The organism is Xanthomonas sp. 3075 (genome assembly GCF_014197275.1).
GTDB classification, from domain to species: Bacteria; Pseudomonadota; Gammaproteobacteria; order Xanthomonadales; family Xanthomonadaceae; genus Xanthomonas; species Xanthomonas campestris_B.
In genome coordinates, this window is sequence record NZ_JACIFI010000006.1 from 231,182 (window position 1) to 252,798 (window position 21,617).

The 21,617-nt window shown below is 66.8% G+C and carries 15 protein-coding genes; all 15 read right to left on the bottom strand.

All coding sequences use genetic code 11. The annotated features are described in order from the left end of the window. Positions 1-513: 513 nt before the first annotated feature. Entirely contained in the window at positions 514-1,353 is an 840-nt protein-coding gene (locus GGR62_RS08205) for a glycosyltransferase (protein WP_184407409.1), read from the bottom strand. Then, positions 1,350-3,671, bottom strand: coding sequence for a type II secretion system secretin GspD (gene gspD / locus GGR62_RS08210; RefSeq protein ID WP_184407410.1), 2,322 nt, complete (start codon positions 3,669-3,671; stop codon positions 1,350-1,352). Before gspD ends, GGR62_RS08205 begins: the two co-directional genes overlap by 4 nt. Next, complete coding sequence (gene xpsN, locus GGR62_RS08215) at positions 3,668-4,459, bottom strand: type II secretion system protein XpsN (RefSeq protein WP_184407411.1); 792 nt, start codon at positions 4,457-4,459, stop codon at positions 3,668-3,670. Before xpsN ends, gspD begins: the two co-directional genes overlap by 4 nt. Then, positions 4,449-5,093 carry a type II secretion system protein GspM gene (gene gspM, locus GGR62_RS08220; RefSeq protein WP_184407412.1) on the bottom strand — a complete coding sequence of 215 codons (645 nt, stop codon included), beginning with the start codon at positions 5,091-5,093 and terminating at the stop codon, positions 4,449-4,451. The genes xpsN and gspM overlap by 11 nt, the downstream gene beginning before the upstream one ends. Continuing rightward, positions 5,077-6,198 carry a PilN domain-containing protein gene (locus GGR62_RS08225; RefSeq protein ID WP_184407413.1) on the bottom strand — a complete coding sequence of 374 codons (1,122 nt, stop codon included), beginning with the start codon at positions 6,196-6,198 and terminating at the stop codon, positions 5,077-5,079. The genes gspM and GGR62_RS08225 overlap by 17 nt, the downstream gene beginning before the upstream one ends. After that, complete coding sequence (locus tag GGR62_RS08230) at positions 6,195-7,046, bottom strand: type II secretion system protein GspK (RefSeq protein ID WP_184407414.1); 852 nt, start codon at positions 7,044-7,046, stop codon at positions 6,195-6,197. Before GGR62_RS08230 ends, GGR62_RS08225 begins: the two co-directional genes overlap by 4 nt. After that, positions 7,043-7,681 carry a type II secretion system protein J gene (locus tag GGR62_RS08235; protein WP_184407415.1) on the bottom strand — a complete coding sequence of 213 codons (639 nt, stop codon included), beginning with the start codon at positions 7,679-7,681 and terminating at the stop codon, positions 7,043-7,045. Before GGR62_RS08235 ends, GGR62_RS08230 begins: the two co-directional genes overlap by 4 nt. Continuing rightward, a complete protein-coding gene (locus GGR62_RS08240) occupies positions 7,678-8,091 on the bottom strand; it encodes a prepilin-type N-terminal cleavage/methylation domain-containing protein (protein ID WP_184407416.1) in 414 nt (137 codons plus the stop codon). Before GGR62_RS08240 ends, GGR62_RS08235 begins: the two co-directional genes overlap by 4 nt. Continuing rightward, a complete protein-coding gene (locus tag GGR62_RS08245; RefSeq protein ID WP_184407417.1) occupies positions 8,088-8,597 on the bottom strand; it encodes a GspH/FimT family pseudopilin in 510 nt (169 codons plus the stop codon). Before GGR62_RS08245 ends, GGR62_RS08240 begins: the two co-directional genes overlap by 4 nt. Positions 8,598-8,606: 9 nt before the next feature. Continuing rightward, positions 8,607-9,038 carry a type II secretion system major pseudopilin GspG gene (gene gspG, locus GGR62_RS08250; protein ID WP_184407418.1) on the bottom strand — a complete coding sequence of 144 codons (432 nt, stop codon included), beginning with the start codon at positions 9,036-9,038 and terminating at the stop codon, positions 8,607-8,609. A gap of 123 nt (positions 9,039-9,161) precedes the next feature. Next, positions 9,162-10,379, bottom strand: coding sequence for a type II secretion system F family protein (locus GGR62_RS08255; protein ID WP_184407419.1), 1,218 nt, complete (start codon positions 10,377-10,379; stop codon positions 9,162-9,164). A 163-nt stretch (positions 10,380-10,542) separates the two neighbouring features. Continuing rightward, positions 10,543-12,270 carry a type II secretion system ATPase GspE gene (gspE, locus tag GGR62_RS08260; protein WP_184407420.1) on the bottom strand — a complete coding sequence of 576 codons (1,728 nt, stop codon included), beginning with the start codon at positions 12,268-12,270 and terminating at the stop codon, positions 10,543-10,545. A 129-nt stretch (positions 12,271-12,399) separates the two neighbouring features. Continuing rightward, positions 12,400-14,283 carry a S8 family peptidase gene (locus GGR62_RS08265; RefSeq protein WP_184407421.1) on the bottom strand — a complete coding sequence of 628 codons (1,884 nt, stop codon included), beginning with the start codon at positions 14,281-14,283 and terminating at the stop codon, positions 12,400-12,402. A gap of 226 nt (positions 14,284-14,509) precedes the next feature. Then, a complete protein-coding gene (locus GGR62_RS08270) occupies positions 14,510-20,605 on the bottom strand; it encodes an ESPR-type extended signal peptide-containing protein (RefSeq protein WP_184407422.1) in 6,096 nt (2,031 codons plus the stop codon). 830 nt (positions 20,606-21,435) lie between these two features. Further along, positions 21,436-21,617, bottom strand: a 182-nt coding sequence (locus tag GGR62_RS08275; protein ID WP_184407423.1) for an integrase core domain-containing protein, incomplete at its 5' end; no start/stop codon positions are given.

Below are 21,617 nucleotides of genomic sequence, written 5' to 3' on the forward strand. Positions count from 1 at the left end.
CGGCTAACAAGACTACGTCACGTCAGTCACTGCACTGCGGCCTGGCTGCAGGGCCCTTGCCCGCCCACCATCGCGGGACACGCTGCAAGTACGTCCTTGTAAGCTCTTACGCGGCATCCGTGCCGCGTAAGGTCCCGCGACGGTGGGCGGGCAAGGACCAGTCGAGATGGTCGGTATGCATGTTTTCAACAAAGCAACCCGACTCACTCTCTGGTGCGGTGTCCTCGCCGATTGCGGGACCGTGTGGCGGCATGGATGCCGCCACCGAGCCCCCAGGGACGGGTTTACGGCGTGTCCCGCGAGCGGTGAGGGTACCGTGCCCTCGACCCACTCGGCGTTTGACCTGGACTTCCGATAGCATCCACCAATATACGGCCGACAAAGCCACTGCACTTACCGCACGGCGAGCAGTCGTCAGGTTGCATAGGACAGCGCTCAAGAACTGCACTGTACGAGTCCACCGAACACCGGCTGCGCCCGCCTGACGGTGGGCATGCCGCTTTGGCAGCTGTTCTACGCGTCAAATAGCCTGCGTTGTGGATCCGGCGGCGGTAGATCCGCCAGCAAGTGTGCGAGCTGATCGCGCTGCGCACGCAGCGGGTCGTGCATCAGGAAGTTGGCCAGACGGGCGTGCCAGGCGGGCCAGCGCGTGGCCAGCGCATCCATGTCGCCATCGGCCGGGCCGCCTTCGTGCGGTGAGGCGACAAACGCGGTGTCGCACAGCACATTGCGCCATCCCAGCCCGCCCATGCGCAGGCTCAGATCCACCAGCGCGGCATACCACGAGCCATAACTGCTGGCGTCCAACCCGCCAGCCTTGCGCCGTGCGCTGCCGCGCAGCAGCACCGCGTGGCCGATCGCCGAGGGCAGCTCCGGATGCAGCGGCGGCATCGCCGCGCAGGCGGCGGCCAGCCGCTCCGGCGCGTCAGGCATCGGATTGAGTTCGCCCAGGCGCGGCCAGCCGCAGGCTTCGCCGGCATTGCTCCACGGTGTGGCGGTGGCGATCGCCGCGTCACGTGCGAAGCAGGCATTCAACTGATTCAACCAACCCGGCAGCGGGCAGGCATCCACACCCAACACGACCACGTCGGCCTCGCCACAGCCGCTGAGCATTTCGTCCAGATGCGCCACCTCGCCGAGCATGCGTTGGCGGCGGGTGTAATGCGCCTGCAGCGGCGTGCGCGCCAGCCAGTGATCGACCACCGCGCGGCCGCGCGGACCGGCTTGCGCATCGTCGGCCAGCCACACCCGCGTGCCGGCGGGCGTGGCGGCATCCAATGCACCCAGACAGGCATCCAGGGCCTCGTCGTCGGTGCCGACCGGCACCAGCACGACGGGCAGTGCCGCACTCATTGCGGCTTCTGGCTGGGCTTCAGCGGCTCCATGGCCTTGAACTTCTGGCCGTATTCGTCGGTGAGATTGCGCGCTTCCTGCGGGTTGCGCACGATCGACGGGGTGATCAGCACGATGACTTCGCGGCGAGTGTTGTTTTGGGTTTTCCTGCCGAACAGCGCACCAACGACAGGCAACTTGCTCAAAAATGGGAGGCCTGCACTGCCATCGCTGCTGTTGTCGTCGATCAGACCAGCCAGCATGATCGTATCGCCGCTCTGGACGGCAGCTTCGGTCTTGACCCGACGCGTATTGATATCCACATTACAAGCGGCTGCATTGACCGTCGCAGTAGCCGAAGTACAAGCAGTGGGACGGTCGCCAGGACTGCTGACCTCCTGCACGATATCAAGGAACACCATGCCGTCCTTGGTCACACGCGGACGCACCTTCAAGATCACCCCGGTATCGATGTACTGCACCGAAGAGAAACTGCTGTCGCTGCCAAGCCCGGTATTGATAGACGTTGAATTGATCGCGATACGCGAGCCGACATTCAAGGTGGCTTCGGCATTGTTTCGCACAAATACGGACGGAGTCTGCAACAAGCGAACATTCGTCACTTCATCAAGTGCAGTGATGATTGCTGCTGCATTCTTGCCGAGAAAACTCCAGGCAAGCCCGCCCTCGCCCACCTTACCAGCGATATCACCCCAGATATTGCGACCGGCCGCGCTGGCCAACCCCGCCCCCGCGCCAATGCCCGTAGCGTTGGTCGCCGAGTCGGCAGCAGCATTGACCGCATTCTCGAAATACCAATTCACGCCGTAGCTCAGCTGGCCGGTCAAATTCACCTCAGCCACCTGCGCTTCGATATGCACCTGCATCGGCATCACATCGAGCTTTTCGATGACATCGCGGATCGAACTCCACGACTGCGGGGTGGCGCGCACCAGCAAGGTGTTGGTCTCTGCCACTGCGGAAACGCCGACCTTGTCGCCTTCCACTTCCAGGGTCACTGCGCCGTTGCCGTTGCTGCGCGGCGACAGCTGCAACGTGCCATTGCCCAGGCCGCCGCTGCTGCTTCCACTGCCACTGCTGCCACCGAAGCTGCTGCCGGAAGAGCTGCCATCGCCGCTTTCGCCGACGCTGCCGCCGGTCATGCCCGAGCTGCCGCCCATGCTGCTGTCGCGATTGCCCAGTGCGCCGCCGAGCACGCTGGTTTCCGAGCCCGGGGCCAGCGAGGCGTTGGAGTCGTTGTTGTTGCCGCGCCCGCCGCCGAACACTTCCGACAGGCGATCGGCAAGGTCCTTGGCCTTGATGTATTTCAACTCGTACGAGAACAGGCGCACGCCGCCACCGGCGCTGTCGATGCGGTCCAGCCACTGCTGGATCTGGTCCAGATAGCGCGGCTGTGGGGTGATCACCAGCACCGCATTGGCGTTTTCCAGCGGCATGAAACGGAACATGCCGGCGCTGGGCGTCTTGCTCTGTTCGCCGAACACCTTTTCCAGATCGGCGCTGACTTTTTCGGCCTTGCCGGACTGGATCGGGAACACCCCCACCGACATGCCCGACAACCAGTCCACGTCGAAGATCTGCACGGTGCGCAGATAGTTTTCCAACTCGGCGCGGGTGCCGCCCAGGGTGATCACGTTGCGCGAATTGTCGGTGCCGACGATGGCGTTGGGGCGCGCGTAGGGCTCGAGCACCTTCTTCATTTCGCTGGCGGAAATGAACTTCAACGGCACCACGCGCACTTCGAAGCCACGTGCGGACGACGGCGATGCGGTACTGGGCGCGACGGTGCCGGCCAGTGCCTGATCCGCCGGCACGATGTTGTAGCGGCCACCGCTGAACACCATGCGTGCGTTGTTCCAGCCCAGCACCATTTCCAGCAGGTTCAAGGCCTGCGCCGGCGACACCGGATTGGGCGTGGCCAGGGTCACGGTGCCCTGCACGCCCGGGGCGATGACGTAGTTCTGGCCGAGCATGTCGCCCAGGATCGCCTTGACAACGGCCTGCACCGATTCGCCTTCGAAGTTGAAGGTGGCGCTACCGCTGCTGGCCATGCCCAGGGTGGGCGATGGGGAGGCGGCCGCGCTCTGGTTGATCATGCTGCCGCTGCCGCGGCGGATCACCGGGCTGGGCTTGGCACTGGCGGCGGCAGTGCCGTCGGCGCGTTGCTCGGCGCTGGTCTGGGTGGCGCCGGCAGCGCCGACCTGGGGATCCAGGCGCGCATCGCGGCGCACGTCCGGCGGCGGAGTGGTGGCGCAACCGGCCAGCAGGCCGATCAGCAGGGACACGGGAAACAGGCGCGGCGTCATGCGTTCACTCATTGGGTCTGGCCGGGGGTTGAGCCGCTCTGGCGCTGCTGTTGCAGCTGGCGGCGTCGGGCTTCGATACGTTCGCGGATAGCGCGCATCTGATCGTCGGAGGGGCGTGGGGCTTGCTGGGCACCGTCGCTGCGCTGCGGTGGCACCGTCGGCGCGACCTGCCCGCCAGGCTGCTGGGCAGGTGGCGCGGGTTGGGCCTGCGGCGGCTGGGCGGTGGCGGTGGCGGCGGCATCGGGCGATGGCAGCGGCGGAGTCGCAGCGGCGGCAACACGGCCGGCGGCATTGGCGGTCGGCGGTTGCCCGCCCTGGCCGTTGAACACGTGCAGTTCCAGGGTCTGCGTGCCGCCCGGGCCTTCGATGGTTGCGCTGCGCGGCTGCAGGGCGAGCAGGCGCCAGCCCTTGACCGGCTCGCCACCGAGTTGCACGCGCACCGAATCGTGCGGGTCCAGGGTCAGCGTCGCCATCTTGAAGGTGTCCGTCAGCAGCACGCCGGTCAGGCGCACCGTGGAGGCGGCACTGGTGCCGTCGTTACCGGACAGAAAGAACGGGTGCGGCAGGCGGTCTTCGGCGAAGGCCGGATGCGCGGCGATTTCCGAATACTTCTCGAACGCCCCCAGCCGCTCCGGCGCCGGGGCCGGCAATGCAGGCAGGCGCTGCACCAGGGCCGGATCGTCGGGCAGCAACTCCACGCGCTTGCCCAGGCCAGCCACGGCCAGCACGCACACCAGCAACGCCCAACCGACCACGGTGGCCAACAGCCAAGTGCGCAGGCCGATTTCATCAAGGCGCATTGCGTCCCCCCCCGGCGGCGGGCGCGGCACCCGTGTTCAGCGGCGCGGCGCTGGCGCCCGGGCGCAGATAGCCGGCCAGTTCGAAGGCGATATCCAGGCCGTTGCCGCTTTCGTTGGGCGAGAGTTGGTAGCGCTGCGCCATCACGTTGAGATTGTCCACGAACAGGCGCGGGGTGCCGTTTTCCAGGCTGTACAGCACCGAGGCCAGCTCCGGCGTGCCGCAGCGCAGGCGCACCTGCACCGCGACGCGGGTGAAGCGGCCCTTGCTTTCCGGCTGCAACGGCGAGCGGTTGCTGATGGCGCAGCTGCGGTTGCCGGGGCTGGCTTCCACCACCGCACGTTCCAGCCGCTGCACCAGCCCGGCCGACGCCAGTTCGGCCGAGGTCTCCGGCAGGAAGCCCGGGCGGCTTTCCAGCGTCTGGCGCGCCTGGCGCAGCCGTTTGCTGACCTCCGGCGCCTGCTGCAGTTGCACGCGCACGCGCAGCTCGCGCTCGCGCAGCGCTTGCAACTCGTCCTGCACCGCGATCATCGGTTGGGTGAACCACGGGTGCACCAGCACCAGATAGGCCACGCCGATCACCAGCAACAGCAGGCCCAAAGCGATCCAGCGGTCGCGCTTAACGCTGCGTGGCATCGGCCGACTCCTTCGCGTCGGGGCCGGCCAGCTCGGCGGTGATGGTAAAGCGGTCCACGTTACGACCGGCATCGCTCTGCAGCACGCCGGTCAGCGACGGCGTGTGCCACAGCGGCGAGCCTTCCAGACGCCGTACCAGCGAGGACGCTTCGTTGCTCAAGCCGATCAACTGCAGCTGCCCGCCTTCGACCGAGAATTTCTCCAGATAAGTGCCACCGGGCAAACGCCGACTCAGCTCGTCCCAGATTTCCACCGAGGTGGGGCGGGTGGCACGTTGCTTCTGGAAGAACGCGGCGCCTTCGACCAGGTCCATCAATTGCTGGCGTTCTGCAGCAACCTGGCGTGCGCGCGCGGCGTTGGCCTGCACCTTGGCACGCAGGTCGTCGGCGGCCTGGCGGCGATTGTCGAGCAGCAGCCAACCGGCCACGGCCAGCAAGACCAGCGCGGCGGCGGTGAGCAACAGATTCCAGCGCTGCATCGGGTCGCTGCGCCGCAGCCGGCGCGCCGGCGGCAGCAGGTTCACGCCCAGCGGCAGGCCCTGCGCATCGGCGACATCGATGCCCGACAACGCACTGGCCCATGCATCGGGCACACCGGCAGGGCCATCGATCATGCGGCGCGGCACGACCACCAGTTCGGCATCGAGCTGGCCGTCTCCGCGCACATCGAGCACGCGCGCGTCGAAATACACCTGGTCGGCGGTGAACGGGGTTTGCCGGTCGATTTCGAAGCGCGCCACATCCTGCAAGCGCGCCGCTGCCGCTGCCGGCAGGCGCAACGGACGACGCAATGCCTGCACAGCCGGCAGCAGCCAATGGCGTGGCAGCGATTCCAGGGCGGTCGGCAGTAAGGCGTTCATTTCGTTCGGCTGCACCGGCCACGGCAGCGTGGCGATGGCCTCGCTGCTGTGATCGCGCTGGCGCAGCAGCTGCAGCGCATCGCCATCGAGCTGCAGCAACAGGCGCGCCTGCGACAGGCCCAACTGCCATTGCCAGCGCTGCGGCAACCAGGCCAGCAACGATTGCTGCCACCAACGCCAGAAGCCTCCGGCTCCCGGCATGGCGCGTACGCCGATGCGACCCAAGCTATCCCGCCATGCGGTCATTGCACTGCTGCTCCCTCTTCCCAACGCAACACGGTATAGGCCGATCCCGGTAATGCGGACGCGCTTGTGGACACGACCGCACGCAATACAGCCTCGCGTCCCTGACTCAAGCGCGCCCGGCTCTCGATACTATAAGTGTCCGAGCCACCCAACGTCGCCTCGCTGCCCGGCAAACCCAGCGGCGCGTCACGCTGGGCCAGCAATTGCTGCGCATCCAGGCCCATCGCGGTCAGCACCGGGCCGGGCGCAAAGCGCGGTTCCGGGCGCGAGCGACCGCTGTAGAGCGTGAGGTTGGGCAACAGCTTGCGATACAACTCACCCTCCATGCCCAGCACCAGTCGCAACTCGCCCAGGGTTTCGAACGGGCTGTCCTTTGCGCCATATGGCAGCCCGGCGTCGGCGTAATCGCGGTCTTCGGCGCCACCGCCCGGCTGACTCAGCGAGTCGCCATCGCGCCAATCGACGATGGCACCGGCAATGCGCGCGGCGCTGGCCTGCTCGCCACCGACCGCGCGCACCAAGCCGGCAAGCAACGCGGGCTCGGCCATGTTCAGATCCACCTTGCCGCTCTCGTCGATGATGCGGATCTCCACCGTGGCATCGTCCATCCGCCAACGATAGCGCCGGCCATCGGCGCGCCAGCGTGCCTGCGTATCGCCGCTCTGCAGGCGCGACAACGCGTATTCCAGGCCCGCGCGTGCGTATTCCTGCGCCTGCGCGCCGTTACGCAACATGCTGCCTTGCAGCGCTTCCACCCGTGCGGTCAGCGCGAATGCGCCGATCATCGCGGTCAGCAGGGCAATCAACCACAACACCAACACCAGGGCGGCGCCGCGCATCGTGCTCATTGTCCCATCGCTCCGGCATTGCCGGACTGCGGCAACGCCACCACCATCGGCGGCCAGGCGGCACCACCGCTGCGGATGTCGATGCGCACCAGCAGCGGCAGACGGTCGTGCCACTCCCATTGCGGCAGCCATGCGCTCAGGCGGCCGTTTTGCGGATCCATGCCGCGATAACGAAAGCTCACCTGCTGCACGCCGTCGGCGAGCGTTTCCGGCGGCAACGTGGTGGCTTCGTCGATCGACTTGCCCGATTGCAACATGGTCAGCGCGATCAGCAGCGTGCGCTGGTCGCCATCGCCGGCCACCGACAGGTCATGCAGATACGGCCCGCCACGGCCCAGATAATCCGGCACATCGGCGGCAAAGCGCATGCGCTGCGGCTCGCCGACGAACAACATCGGCTGCTGACTCTGCGGGTCGATGCCCATTGCGATCGGCAGTGTCGCCGCCAGCCGCCGACGCAGGAATTCTTCCACCGCACGCACGCGCTCGCTGCGCTGGGCGATCGCCTCGCCACGCTGACTCACCGCGCTGGCCGAGCGCAGCGTGGCAAACGCCAATGCCAGCCCGCCAACCAGCAGCATCGTCGCCAGCAGCACTTCGATCAGCGTAAAACCGGCATGGCGCGAACGGCTCACGGGTCGCTGCCCTGGGTTGCAGCGACCAGCCGCAAGCTGCGCCACTGCAAGACCTGATTGGGCTGCTCGCCCCAGCGCACCACCAGGGTCAGCTGCAGCAGCGTGTGCGCACCGGGAACGACCGGTGCCTGCGGATTGCGTCGCGGTTCCTCGTAAGGGCGTACATCCATCGACCAGCGAAAATGTCCGTCTTCGAACGTGCCCTGTTGCTGTTCGGGCAGCAACGGTTTGTCGATGTTTTGCAATGCAAGCAACGATTGCGCATGCAAGGTGGCGCGCGTGTTTTCGTCGGCTGCGCGCACCTGCCGCGCGGCACCGGACAACGATCCCAGCAACAGGCTCAAGGCCAGGGCCAGCAACGCAAAGGCGACGATCACTTCGATCAAGGTGTAACCACGCTGGCGCTTCATGGCGTCGGTGTCCGCACTTGCCCGGAACGCACTTCCCCGGTGATCCAGCCCACGTCCACGCGCCAGATCGCGTCCTTGACGCGCAGATCGATGCGCCCGCCGGTGGAGGCGCCATCGGGGAAGAACTGGATGGCACCCTGATCCTGCCGCGATTGCACCTGCCGCGCGCCGGTGAAACGCACCTCCAGCGACGACGGCAAATCGCCGTGATGGCCGCCGGGCGCTTCCCAACGGCGCTGCTGCGGGTCGATCAGAAAGCGCTGCGGGGTGCCGGTGGCGATCGCCTGGGTGCGCGTATACCGCAGTTGCGAGGCGATCGCCTTGCCGGCGGTGCGCAGGCGCATGCCGTCGATCCCGCCATTCAATGCGGCAGCGGCCAATACCCCGGCCATCGCGATCAAGGCGATGACCAGCAGCATCTCCAGCAGCGAGGTGCCACGCGTGCGGGTACGACCAGGGCCGGCTCCTCCATCCCGATGACGCAACGGCTGACACGCAACGCGCATGGCGAGGGCTTATTGGTACTTGATGTCCGAGTCGTAGCTGCTGCCACCGGGACGGCCGTCCTTGCCCAGGCTGATCAGATCGAACGGCTGCCCATCGCCCGGCGCGCGGTATTCGATGGTGTGCCCCCATGGGTCGTTGAGTTCGGCCGGCTTGGCATACGGGCCGAGCCACCCGCTGCTGTCGCCCGGCTGGGTGACCAGATCATCGAGCTTGCTCGGCAACTTGCCGGTATCGAGTTGGAAATTTTCGATCTTGCCGGCCAGCGTCTGGATCTGCGACTTGGCCAGATTGGCCTTGCCGCGATCGGCGCCACCGAGCACACGGCTGCCGACCAAGGTCAGCACCGCGCCGATCAGCACGATGACGATGATGATTTCCAGCAGGCTCATGCCGGCCTGGCCTGCACGCGATGGACTACGGGTGATGGAACGCTTGATCATGAACGATGTCCTTGCACGTCGATGAAGAATACTGCCGCCAACAGATGATAGGGCGGGCATTGCAATGGTTCCCGCATGGATGCGGTGCGGTCACCGGAAAGTCATTGTGAATACGCCGCCACGTTATCCGATGGCATTGGTAAGGTCATACAGCGGTACGAGCACCGAAATGATGACAAGCCCCACTACCGAGGCCAACACCAGCGTAATCAGCGGCACCAGCGCGGCCAGCGCGCGGTCGATGGCTTGCGCGGTTTCCAGCTCGAAGGTGTCGGCGGTCTTGAGCAGCATCGTATCCAGCGCACCCGATTCCTCGCCCACCTGGATCATCTGCAAGGCCAGTCGCGGAAACCGCTTGCCGCGCGCCAACGACAGCGCCAGGCCATGACCGTTCTTGACGTCGTCGGCAGCGGTGGCGACATCGTCAACCAGGGCGACATTGGACATCACGTTGCGCGCGATCCCGATGGCCGCCAGCAACGGCACGCCGTTACGCAACAAGGTGCCCAGGGTGCGCGTCAGCCGTGCGGTTTCCAGCCGTGCGATCAGGCTGCCGATCACTTTCTGCCGTAGCAGCCATTCGTCCAGCGCGGCGCGAAATGCGGCGTTGCGGCGCTTGCGGTCCAGCCACAGCCCCAGCATGGCCGGCACCACGACCAGCACCAGCCACCAGTCGCGCACCAACAGGCCCACGCTCAGCACTGCCTGGGTGAACCACGGCAAGGCCACATCCAGGCTTTCGTACATCTGCGCGAATTGCGGCACCACATAGCCGAGCAAGAACAACAAGGCGCAACCGACCACCGCCAACAGGATCGCCGGATAGATCAACGCGTTGATCACCTTGCCCTTGAGCGCGCGGCTGCGCTCCAGGTAATCGGCCAACCGCTGCAAGGTGTCCTGCATGCTGCCGCCGGCCTCGCCTGCACGCACCATGTTGATGTACAGCTTGGAAAACAGCCCATGCTGGCGCTCCAGCGCCGAGGACAGTGGCGCGCCGCCGCGCACGGTGTCGCGGATATCGCCGATCACGCGCCGGCTTTTTTCGTCTTCGGGCAGATCCATCAGGATCGACAACGCGCGATCCAGCGGCTGCCCGGCACCGATCAAGGTCGCCAGTTGCTGGGTGAATTGCACCAACGCGGCGTTGTCGAACGGCTTCTTGCGCAGCAGCATGCGCAGCGAAGGCGAATCGTTTTCGCCAGTGGCCAGACGCGTTTCCACCGGCAGGTGGCCTTGTTCCTGCAGACGCAGCGCCACGTCCGCATCGCTGGCCGCTTCCATCTGGCCATCGAGCATTTCGCCGTGCGCGTCGAGTGCTTTGTAGCGGTACAGGGGCATCAGGCAGTGGGGCCGGGAATGGGGAGTCGGGAATCGGGAATCGCGAAAAGCAGGATGCTGCGTCGTGTTGGCGCGATTGGGCGCAGACACCGCATTGCCAGGACGCTGCTCTGGTTATCTTGCGATCCTGAGCATCCGATGCCCGCTGTTGCTCCATTGACGCTCACGCATCCTCCGTCACGCGCAGCACTTCTTCGATGGTGGTTTCGCCGCGCAAGGCCTTGGACAGGCCGTCTTCGTACATCGTGCGCATGCCGGCGTTGCGAGCCAGTTGTTCGATCTCGCCCATGCCGGCACGGCGCATCACCGCACGCCGCAGCTCGTCGTTCATCACCAGGAATTCGACGATGGTGGTGCGGCCGAGATAGCCGGTCGGCGCAGCGGCCGAGGGACGCGGACGATACAGGTAGATCTCGCCATCCGGCTGCAGGCGGCGCAGGTTGAAGCGTTCGATTTCTTCTGGCGATGCCGCATAGCGTTCGGCGTTGTCCAGGTCGAGCTTGCGCACCAGACGCTGCGCCAGGATGCCGTTGATGGTGGAGGTGAGCAGATAGTCTTCCACGCCCATGTCGAGCAGGCGGGTGATGCCGCCGGCCGCGTTATTGGTGTGCAGCGTGGACAACACCAGATGGCCGGTGAGCGCGGACTGGATCGCGATGCGCGCGGTTTCCAGATCGCGCATTTCGCCAATCATGATGATGTCTGGATCCTGACGCACGATGCTGCGCAGCGCATTGGCGAAATCCAGCCCGATCTGCGGTTTGGCCTGGATCTGGTTGATGCCTTCGATCTGGTATTCCACCGGGTCTTCGACGGTGATGATTTTCACATCCGAGGTATTGAGCTGGCTCAACGCGGTGTACAGCGTGGTGGTCTTGCCCGAACCGGTCGGGCCGGTCACCAGCATGATGCCGTGCGGCTGCTCCAGCACCTTGCGGAACTGCGGCAGGAAGTCTTCGGTAAAGCCCAGCTTGTAGAAGTCGAACACCACTGTTTCGCGGTCGAGCAGACGCATCACCACGCTCTCGCCATGCGCAGTGGGCACGGTGCTGACGCGCAGATCCAGCTCCTTGCCTTGCACGCGCAGCATGATGCGGCCGTCCTGCGGCAGGCGGCGCTCGGCGATGTTGAGCTTGGCCATGATCTTGATGCGGCTGATCACCGCGGCGGTGAGCTTGGCCGGCGGGCTTTCGCCTTCCACCAGCACGCCATCGACGCGGTAACGCACCTTGAGCCGGCTTTCGAACGGTTCGATATGGATGTCCGAGGCGCGCAATTCCACCGCGTGCTGGATCACCAGGTTCACCAGCCGGATCACCGGCGCTTCGGAGGCCAGGTCGCGCAGCGCTTCGATATCGTCGCTGCTGTTGGCATCGCCGTCGGCGGTTTCCACGATGGTGCCCATCGCACTGCGACCCTGGCCGTACCAGCGCTCGATCAGGTCGTCGATTTCCGAGCGCAGGCCGACCTGCAATATCAACGCGCACCCGGTGGCCAGGCGCACCGCATCGATCGCGTAATCGTCGTACGGATCGGCAATCCATAGCTCCAGCCGGCCATCGCGCTCGCCGACCGGGCACAGATGGAATTGCTTGAGAAAGCGCAGCGACAGGCCCTGCGCCTCGGGCAGCATTTCCGGTGGGGTATCGCCCAGCTGGCGTGCATCCATCAGCGGCAGGCCGAGGACTTCGGCGCAGGTTTCTGCATGATCGCGTTCGGACACCAGGCCCAGACGGCCCAGCAGAGCCAGCAGGTCCATACCGGATTCGGCCTGCAACTGGCGCGCGCGCAGCAGATCGGTGTCTTTCAGGCGACGGCGTTCGAGCAGCGCTTCGACGATGCGCGTCTGGGCATTTTTCTGCTCAATTGGATCGACGGCAACCGCGTTCACACTCGTCTCCACTGGTCCGGCGCCGACTGTAGCAGTTTGCCGTGGCGTTCAACCGCGCACATCCCGATCGCCTGAAAAAACAATGCCCCCGGTGATTGGCCGGGGGCATTGGTCACACTCTGCAGCTACTTACTGTCGTGCAACGAGCGTCAGCTTCGCGTAGTCCGCCGCACCCACCAACTTGATGTAATACGTGCCAGCCTTGGGCGCAGTGAAGCGCACGGTTTCGCTGTTGCCGGGACGGGTCGACTTGGCGTCGTAGCTGGTCGCGCTGGGCTCTGCCTCGAAGCTCACGTACACCGACACATCGCCGGTGCCGCCGTAGGTCATCACGCTGAGCACGGCGCCGGCCTTGGCCTCGAAGCTGTACAGCGCGGAGCCGGCATAGGTGCCGCTCAGGCCGGTCACCGGCACCTTGTTGGTCAAGGCGATGGCGGTCGGCGCGCAGGTTTCGGTGGCCGGATCGCACGGCTCGGCCAGCACCGCTTCCAGGGCCGCCTTGGCATCGACGATGCCGCTGCCGATCGGGGTGCCGGCCGGCGGCGTCACCGCAAAGCGACGGCTGGTCTGCTTGAGCAGGGCTTCCACGGCTGCCGGGGTCAGCGGGCCGTCGCCCAGGCCGATGGCCGCGCTCTGTACCAGGGCCACGACGCCAGCCACGTGCGGGGATGCCATCGAGGTGCCGGCCATTCCCATATAGGTATAGCTGCCAGAGGTCGGCGTGGTCGCACCGGCATAGCCGGCCTGCCAGACATAGCCGCCCGGATTGCCGTCCACGCTGCCACCACCGCCCGGACCCGACAGGTCGACCTTGCTGCCGTAGTTGGAGTATGAGGCGATGCCGCCGGTGATGCGGGTGGCGCCCACGGTGATGGTGTTGTTGCAGCTGGCCGGCGAATGGTTGGCCGCATCTTCGCCGCTGTTGCCGGCTGCCACCACCACGGTGGTGCCGCGCGCCACCGCGCTGTTGATCGCCAGCTGGGTGGCCGAATCGCAGGGCTCGCCGCCGCCCAGGCTCATGTTGATCACTTCGGCCGGGTTGGCGTTGGCGGGCACGCCGTCGACGCTGCCGCCGGAGGCCCACACGATCGCGTCGGCGATGTCGGAGGTGTAGCCGCCGCAGCGGCCGAGCACGCGCACCGGCAGGATGGTGGCCTTTGGAGCGACGCCGGCCATGCCTAAGCCGTTATTGGTCGCTTCGGCGACGGTGCCCGAGACATGGGTGCCGTGCCAGGAGCTGTCCTGGGCCACCGACCCGGTGTAGCAGACGTTGTCGGCTTCTTGCCAGTCGCCGTAATCCAGCGCGCCGGGCACGCGGGCATCGGTCGGGCGGCGCGAGACTTCCGCATCGCTGATGAAGTCGTAGCCCTGCAGCAGATTGCCGGCAAAGTCGGGATGACCCGGCAGGATGCCGGTATCCAGCACCGCCACCACCACCCCGGCGCCCTGCGACAGATCCCATGCGGCCGGCGCATTGACGCCGCCGTTGGGATTGCTCAGATGCCACTGGTACTGCGCGTAAAACGGGTCGTTGGGAACCAGCTGCGGGGTCACATCGGTGGCGGCAACGCCCTTCTTGATTTCCACCGGACGCAGCATGCGATCGATCTGCACGTCCGCCACGGACGGGTCGTTCTTGAGCTCGACCACCACCTTGTCCACCTGCGCGCCGGACAGCGTGCTGGACAGCTTGATCAGGTCCGAACCGATGCCGAGCTTGCGCACATACGTCGCCTTTGCGGCGGCAGCGCTGCTGCGTGCGCCAGTGCTCGCGCCGACGCGGCCGACCGCCGCCTGCACAGCGCTCAGCTTGCTGCTGCGATCTGTCGCAGCAGCGGTGTTGTCCTTGTAGCGCACGATCAGGCGACTACTGAATGCGGCACCGTCCGGCGCTGCCTGGGTCGGTTCCTTGACCAGCAGTTGCGGAGCGGCAGCGAGCGTGCCCGATGCACCCAGGGCCATCATCAAGATGGCGCCGGTCAGCGGGGAGAGACGGAAATGCTTGTCGATCACGGTGAAATCCTCTTCGTGTTTTACGTGGATCAGGCTTTGGACCGGCGCTCGACACCGCTGCGCAACCGCATTGCGGCTCGCTGCGTTTCCGCTCGCCATTCCTGGTACGGCCATCACTCCATGCGAATCCGTTGGCCGGCCCAGCCACGGTCCTTGCCCGCCCCCTCGGGCCTTGCTCTAGCGCAGCGGCGCACATCGGCGCCGCTGCGTGTCATGCATCGGCGCGTTACCAACCGAAGCCGGCACCCACGCCGATCGAACTGTCGTCGCCACTGAGTGCGCCGCCCACGGTCAGCGTGGCGCGCGGACTGATCGCACGCTGATAGCCCACCGACAACGCCGATTCGCCGTTCTGGAAACCGACACCGGCACCGACGCGGTTCTGCGAAGCGATACCCGCCACGCTGGCGGACATGTTCAACATCGCCGAACTCATCGCGCCCTGACGATCCAGGCGACGGTTCTGCCGACGCAGGCGGTCTTCGATATCGCCCTGATAGCTTTCGAAGCTGTCGGCCATCGCGTTGTAGCGGCTGTCGGTATAGCTGTTGGCGGCGGCAACGCCGTTGTCCAGCTGGCCCTTGTTGACCGCATCGGTGGCACGCGTACCGGCAGCCACATTGGCGACCTGCCGCTCGCCGCCGACGCTGCCCATCGATACCGTGTTGGCGCGATCGGCGACCGAGCCCTGGCCCAGCGCGACAGCACCCTGCGCACTGACACGTGCGCCCTGGCCGATGGCGGTACCGGACGCCGCACTGACCTGCGCGCCCTCGCCCATCGCCACCGCATTGGTCGCCACTGCCGCAATCTGCGTGTTGGCGCCCACCGCCGTGCTGCCGTCGGCATTGACGCGGGCGTTGCTGCCGATGGCGGTGTCGTTGGGGCCATGCGCATAGGCGCTGCCACCGATCGCCGTGCCGGTGACGTGGTTGGCCACCGCAGCGGTTCCCACCGCCGTCGATGTCGCTGCCGGCGTGGTACCGGCCACTGCAGCGGTGGGTGTGCCCTGCACGCTGGCGGTCGCATCGGTGACATCCACCGCCGAGGCGCTGGCTGCAGTGGAGACAACCGCAGGCATCGCTGCAGTGCGCAGCGACGCTGTGCGTGCGGCCGTGCCGGCAGGTGCCACGCCACCACGTGCGTCCAGCTCGCTGACCTTGCTGTCCAACGCGGTCAATGCCGCCCCGACGTTGTTGTAGCTGGCGCCCTGGATCACATAGGTCGGCGCCACGAACACGCCTTGCGCACCGATCGCCGCGCCACCGCCGAGGAAGCTGGCCGCATTGCTCAGCGACTGGAACAGCTGTCCGCCGTTGATCGCATCGGTGCTGGCACTGGCAATCGCGCCGCTGCCGACATTGACGATGCGCCGCGTGGCCGGGCCGCCGCGACCGTTGCCGCTACCGACCGATACGGTGTCGGCCTCGTAGGTGCGCGACCCCGAGCCCAACGCCACCGAATCGGCGCCGCTGGCACCGGCATTGGCACCCAGCGCCACCGCATTGGCGCCGCTCTGGCGCACGAAGGAGTTGTAGCCCAACGCCACGCCGTTTTCGCCGATGGTGTTGGTCTGCCGGCCCATCGCGGTGCTGTTCACGCCGCTGGCGCTGCTGTCCACGCCCATGGCACTGGCACCGGTGGCCGATGCCCGGCTGCCGGCCGCGATTGCGACGCTGCGCGCACCGCTGGCCGTGGCGCCTGCACCGACAGCACTGCTGCGATCGCCGGTTGCAGTGGCCACACCGTCGCCGGTGGTCTGCACCATGCCACTGGTGGTCTGCACATCGGCCGCCACTGCATCCAGCTGGCGCTTGTTGACCGCGTCGCTGGCCGTCTGACCATCGCTGACATTGACCAAGCGACGCGTTGCCGGACCGCCGCGACCATTGCCGCTGCCGATCGACACGGTGTCGGCTTCGTAGCTGCGCGAACCGGAGCCCAACGCCACCGAATCGGCGCCGGTCGCACCGGCATTGGCACCGAGCGCCACGCCATTGACCGCGCTTTGGCGCACGAACGCGTTGTAGCCCACCGCCACCGCATTCTCGCCGATCACATTGACCTGGCGACCGACGCCGGTGCTGTTGATGCCGGTGGCCGAGCCATCCACCCCCACCACGCTGGCACCGATCGCATCGGCGCGGCTTCCGCCGCCTACCGCAAGCGTGTTCTCGGCGAGCGCTGCCGCGCTCTGGCCCACTGCGCTGGCATTGACGCCATCTGCATAGGAATTCCAACCGATGGCGGTGGTGTAGTCGGCCGTTGCCCACGCACCTGCACCGAACGCTGCGGCGCCGGTGCCGGACGCGCGCGCCGGCACAAAGCCGGAGAACGTGCTGCCACCCACGGCGACACTTTCATCGCCGGTGGCTTCGCTGAACTCGCCCACCGCCACGGCGCTGACGCCGGAGGCCAGCGACGCGACACCGACGGCGGTGGTGTAGTCGCTGGAAGCGACCGCGCCATACCCCAGTGCCGACGACAGATAGCCGGTGGCTTCGCTGTAACCGCCCAGCGCGGTGCTGCCGATGTTGGAGGCAGTGCTGCGGAAGCCGGTGGCGGTGGCCTGGTTGTCGGACGCCACCGCCTCGCTGCCGAGCGCGGTGCTGTAGGTCGACAGCGCCTGCGCGCCGGCACCATTTGCGGTGGCGCCGACATCGCCGGCCAGCGCGTTGGCGCCAACGGCGCTGCTGTTTTCGCCAAGGGCCTGGGCATTGTTGCCCAACGCTGCCGCGCCGATCCCGCTGGCCAAGGCGTCCGCGCCCACCGCGGTGGCGTTATCGACCACCGCCTGCGCGCCGGCACCCAGTGCGGTTGCGCTGCTGCCGGTGGCATTGGCGCCCTCGCCTGCGGCCAGGGCGTTGTCGCCTTCGACATAGGCGCCGGCATCGCTGTCGGCGCTGCCGCTGGCCTGGAAATACTTGCTGGTGGTCTGCGCGGTTTCGGCAACCGCAGTGAGCTGGTCCAGGTTCACCGCATCGGTGCCCTGCGTGCCGGCGGCCACATTGGTGATCTGACGCTCGTTGCCGGCGCTGCCCACCGACACCGCGAAATCACGATCGGCCACCGAATCGGCGCCCAGTGCCACGCTGCTGTCGCCGCTGGATTCGGCGAAGTTACCCAGCGCCGTGCTGTTGCGGCCTGGCGCCCATGCCGCGCCGCCGACGGCGGTGGAGTAGTCGCCGGAGGCTTCGGTCGGCACCAAGCCGAGCAATGCGCCACCAACCGACACGCTGTTGTAGCCGCTGGCCACACTGCCTTGCCCTGCTGCAACGCTGTAGTCGCCGGTCGCGGTGGCGTCGCCGCCCACGGCTACGGTGTTGGAGCCGCTGGCGGCGCTGAAATTGCCCAGCGCGGTGCTGTTGAAACCGGTCGCGCTGGAATAGCCGCCCAGGGCGGTGGTGTAGTTGCCGACCGCCTCGGCGCCGAAGCCGAACGCGGCAGCGCTGGTGCCATCGGCCACGCTCTCTGCGCCCACCGCCGTGGCCGATTCGCCGCTGGCACTGGCGAAATATCCCATCGCGGTGGTTTCGCTGCCATCGGCCACGCTCAGCGTGCCGGCGGCCAGCGAACCATCGCCATAGGCGCCGGCCGCTGCACCGAGCGCGGTGCTCTGCGCACCGGCCGCTTCGCTCTCGCCGCCCACGGCCACCGCATAATCGCCGCTGGCCTGGCTGTAGGCGCCACTGGCCACGCTGCCGTAACCGCTGGCGGCGGCGTTGTAACCAGTTGCACTGGCCAACTGCGCGGTGGCGCTGGCGCCACTGCCAACTGCCGATGCGCCGGTGCCGATCGCCTGGCTGCCGGAGCCGAATGCACTGCTGTAATCGCCGTCTGCGCTGGCGTTGGAACCGGCAGCAGTGGCGTCCTCGCCCTGCGCAAGGGCAGTGCCATCACCGGTGCCTGCATACAGGCGTGCGGTGGCGCCGGCGGTTTCGCCGACCGCGTTGAGCTGGTCCAGATTCACCGCATCGGTGCCTTCGGTGCCGGCGGCGACATTGGTGATCTGACGCTCGCCGCCGACAGCGCCAATCGATACCGTGTTGGCACGATCGGCGACGGCTCCCGCACCGAGCGCCACGCTGTTGTCGACCGACACCTGCGCCGCATTGCCGATGGCGATGCTCTGCTGGTTCTCCACGAACGTGTCTGCACCGATCGCGATGCTGCCATCGCCCCAGGCATTGCTGAGCGCACCCACGGCGACGCTGCCGGTGCCGAGCGCACTGCTGCGCGCGCCGATCGAGACCGCGCTGCTGCCGCCCGCGCTGGCGCCAAATCCGAAGCCGGCACTGTCATCGCCGTAGGCGCTGCTTTCCGCACCCACCGACGTGCTGGTGTCTCCCCAGGCCACGCTGGCAAACCCCAACGCGGTGGATTCCAGGCCGTTGGCGATGCTCTCAAAACCGATCGCGGTGCCGCCGCGGCCATTGGCCACGCTGGTGCCGCCCACCGCAGTGCCGTAGAACCCCGACGCGGCGCTGTCGGCGCCCACCGCCGTGGCGTAACGATCGCTGGCGATGCTGTTGAAGCCGAGCGCGGTGGCGTTGTTGACGGTGGCGACCGCGCCGCTGCCGACCGCCGTGGTGTTGACCGCCGATGCCTGGCTGCTCGAACCCAGCGCGGTGCTGTAGTCGGCGAGCGCCGACGCATTGGAGCCGACCGCAACGCTGTCGACGCCTTCGGCAAGCGCGCTGCCATCACCGGTGGCCACGAACGTGCGCGCCGTGTTGCCGGCGACAGCGGACACGGCGGTGAGCTGGTTGAGATTGACCGCGTCGGTGCCTTCGGTACCGGCGGCAACGCTGGTGATCTGGCGCTCATCGCCGGCCGCACCCACCGACACGGTGTTGGCGCGCGTGGCCACAGCGTTCGCGCCTAGCGCCACCGAGTTGGCACCGCGTGCGGTGCTGTAGTACCCCAGCGCCGTGCTCAATTCACCGCTGGCCCAGGATTCCGGACCGACGGCCGTGGCGCCTTCGCCAGGTGCATAGGCGAAGTAACCCACCGCGGTGGCCTCGATGCCGGAGGCTTCGCTGAGCGTGCCCACCGCCGTGGTGTAGGTGCCCGATGCGATCGCACCGGCACCGAGCGCGGTGGCTGCTTCGCCGCTGGCCTGGGTCTGCACGAAGGCCCCCAGACCTGGAATGAGATCCACCGGACCACCGACAGCCGTGCTGCTGGTGCCGCTGGCGCTGGTCTGGGTGCCCACGGCGGTGGCGTAATCGCCCGCCGCATTGGCAACCGCACCGAACGCGGACGCTTGCGCACCGGCGGCATACGCACCGACGCCGAACGACGAGGCAGCGAAACCGTCGGCATTGGCGCTGGCGCCCACGGCGGTTCCACCGACGCCGGCACTGGTGGCGCCGGTGGTGACCGGTACACCGCCGCTGGTGATCAACGGCACACCATTTTCGTCCACCGCCGCACCGCCGACCGCCACGCTGCCTGGGCCGTTGGCCTGCGCGTTATGGCCGAAAGCGGCGCTGTTCTGGCCGGATGCGAGCGCATTTGCACCGACTGCAGTGGCATTGTCGGCCACTGCATTGGCGCCGGTTCCCAGCGCGGTGGTCGCAGTGCCCACCGCATTGGCGGCATCGCCGGCAGCCAGCGCGCTATCGCCTTCGACATAGGCGCCGACGCTGTCTTCGCCAGGTGTCGCCTTGAAAAACGTTGCGGTGTCTTCGGCCACTTCGGCCACGTCGCGCAACTGCGCCACGTTGACCGCATCGGTGGCGTTGACGCCAGCGCTGAGGTTGGTGATGCGGCGTGTCGCCGGGCCGCCGCGACCATTGCCGCTGCCGACCGACACCACGTCGTCTTCGTGAGTGCGCGAGCCTGCGCCCAAGGCCACCGAGTTGGCGCCGGTCACGCCGGCATTGGCGCCGAGCGCGACGCCGTTTTCGCCGCTCTGGCGCACGAAACTGTTGTAGCCGATGGCCACCGCGTTTTCGCCGATGGCGTTGGTCTGGCGACCGATGGCGCTGCTGTTGACACCGCTGGCGCTGCTGTCGGCGCCGCTGGCAAGCGCACCGGTCGCACTGGCGTGGCTGTTGCCACCGATGGCGGTGGCATTGCTGGCCGACGCCGACGCGTTGCGGCCGACCTCAACCGATTGGGCCATTGCAGAAAGGGGGATTGCGATCCCGGCGCTACCAAGCGCCAGGGCGATCGCAGCGACCAGGCAACGGCTCTGGCGGCGGTCGATGAAGGCGGCGGCGGTCGTTGCACCCGGGCGATCGCCAGTGGCCAATTCCGATGCCACGGCCCATACACCCAACGATTTGTTCCAGACCTTGCGATAAATCCGATTCATCGACGCACGACTCCTGAAGTTTTGGACTGGTTTTGGCGAACACCCACAGCCATGTGGCCTTCCAGCCACTTCAATTTCCTGTGGTTATTGGCGCCATGGGCCTGAGGGCGATGCGCGGAAAGCGGCATCTGGATAGTCAAAAAGTGAACGCTACCCAACCATAGAACTGAGCGAAGTGTTAACAGCCGCCAAATAAGGCGTCAAGTTTTTGACGTAAAGCAGCACCAGGCGTGACTTGCATCACAGTTCTGTCCGCTTTTATTAATTTTTTGATAATTCTTTGGAAAACAGAGACCTAGATCCTGTCTTTCAAGACATTTCAGAGATGAATACGCGTGTCCGAGCCCGACAAAAATGCCGCCCGCCGGAACGCCGGCGAGCGCGGTTGCGCAAACTCAGCGCTCGCATGCCGCAAAGCCCAGGTCTGCGGCGTGCCAGCCAGACTGTCGGCAGATAGCCCAGGCTGCCGGGTAGGACAGCGGCCAACGCCTGCGCCAGGGAAATGACGATGCGGCGCGCACCACGTTCCCGCGTCGACTTCCTGACGTCTGTGTAGATGGACGTTGCGCAATTCCATCCAGCGCGCGCGACGCGGTGGATGGCGGCCTGCAGCGCGGCAAGCGCCCGGTGTGGCGGGTCCCGGCGCCTGCGTTATCAGCGCATGTCGGCGCATGTCGCCATGGCCTGCACGCAGGGTTGCGCGCCGCGCGCCTGCAAGACAGCACCCACGCAACACCTGCGCCCACTGCAAAAGCGCGGCAGCCACACCCCCATTGCTCGCGCCCGCCACCGCTGCAGTGCTGACCTGCCCCCATCGTCCGTACCAGTGATTACTGATAAAGCCCGGGGTTGAAGGGTACTGCGTTGTTGGCTTGTTGTGTACGGTAGTTGGCGGCGAACTGTGCCGGCGGGATGCCACCACAACTGCTGTGTGGCCTGATCTGGTTGTAGTGGCGTCGCCAGTCTGCGATCACATCCCGGGCTTGTGCCAACGAGGTGAACCAGTGCTCGT

Coding starts and splice junctions, on each gene's coding strand:
- GGR62_RS08205 (WP_184407409.1), bottom strand. CDS start 1,353: ATGAGTGCGGCACTGCCCGTCGTGCTGGTGCCGGTCGGCACCGACGAC.
- gspD (WP_184407410.1), bottom strand. CDS start 3,671: ATGAGTGAACGCATGACGCCGCGCCTGTTTCCCGTGTCCCTGCTGATC.
- xpsN (WP_184407411.1), bottom strand. CDS start 4,459: ATGCGCCTTGATGAAATCGGCCTGCGCACTTGGCTGTTGGCCACCGTG.
- gspM (WP_184407412.1), bottom strand. CDS start 5,093: ATGCCACGCAGCGTTAAGCGCGACCGCTGGATCGCTTTGGGCCTGCTG.
- GGR62_RS08225 (WP_184407413.1), bottom strand. CDS start 6,198: ATGACCGCATGGCGGGATAGCTTGGGTCGCATCGGCGTACGCGCCATG.
- GGR62_RS08230 (WP_184407414.1), bottom strand. CDS start 7,046: ATGAGCACGATGCGCGGCGCCGCCCTGGTGTTGGTGTTGTGGTTGATT.
- GGR62_RS08240 (WP_184407416.1), bottom strand. CDS start 8,091: ATGAAGCGCCAGCGTGGTTACACCTTGATCGAAGTGATCGTCGCCTTT.
- GGR62_RS08245 (WP_184407417.1), bottom strand. CDS start 8,597: ATGCGCGTTGCGTGTCAGCCGTTGCGTCATCGGGATGGAGGAGCCGGC.
- gspG (WP_184407418.1), bottom strand. CDS start 9,038: ATGATCAAGCGTTCCATCACCCGTAGTCCATCGCGTGCAGGCCAGGCC.
- GGR62_RS08255 (WP_184407419.1), bottom strand. CDS start 10,379: ATGCCCCTGTACCGCTACAAAGCACTCGACGCGCACGGCGAAATGCTC.
- GGR62_RS08270 (WP_184407422.1), bottom strand. CDS start 20,605: ATGAATCGGATTTATCGCAAGGTCTGGAACAAATCGTTGGGTGTATGG.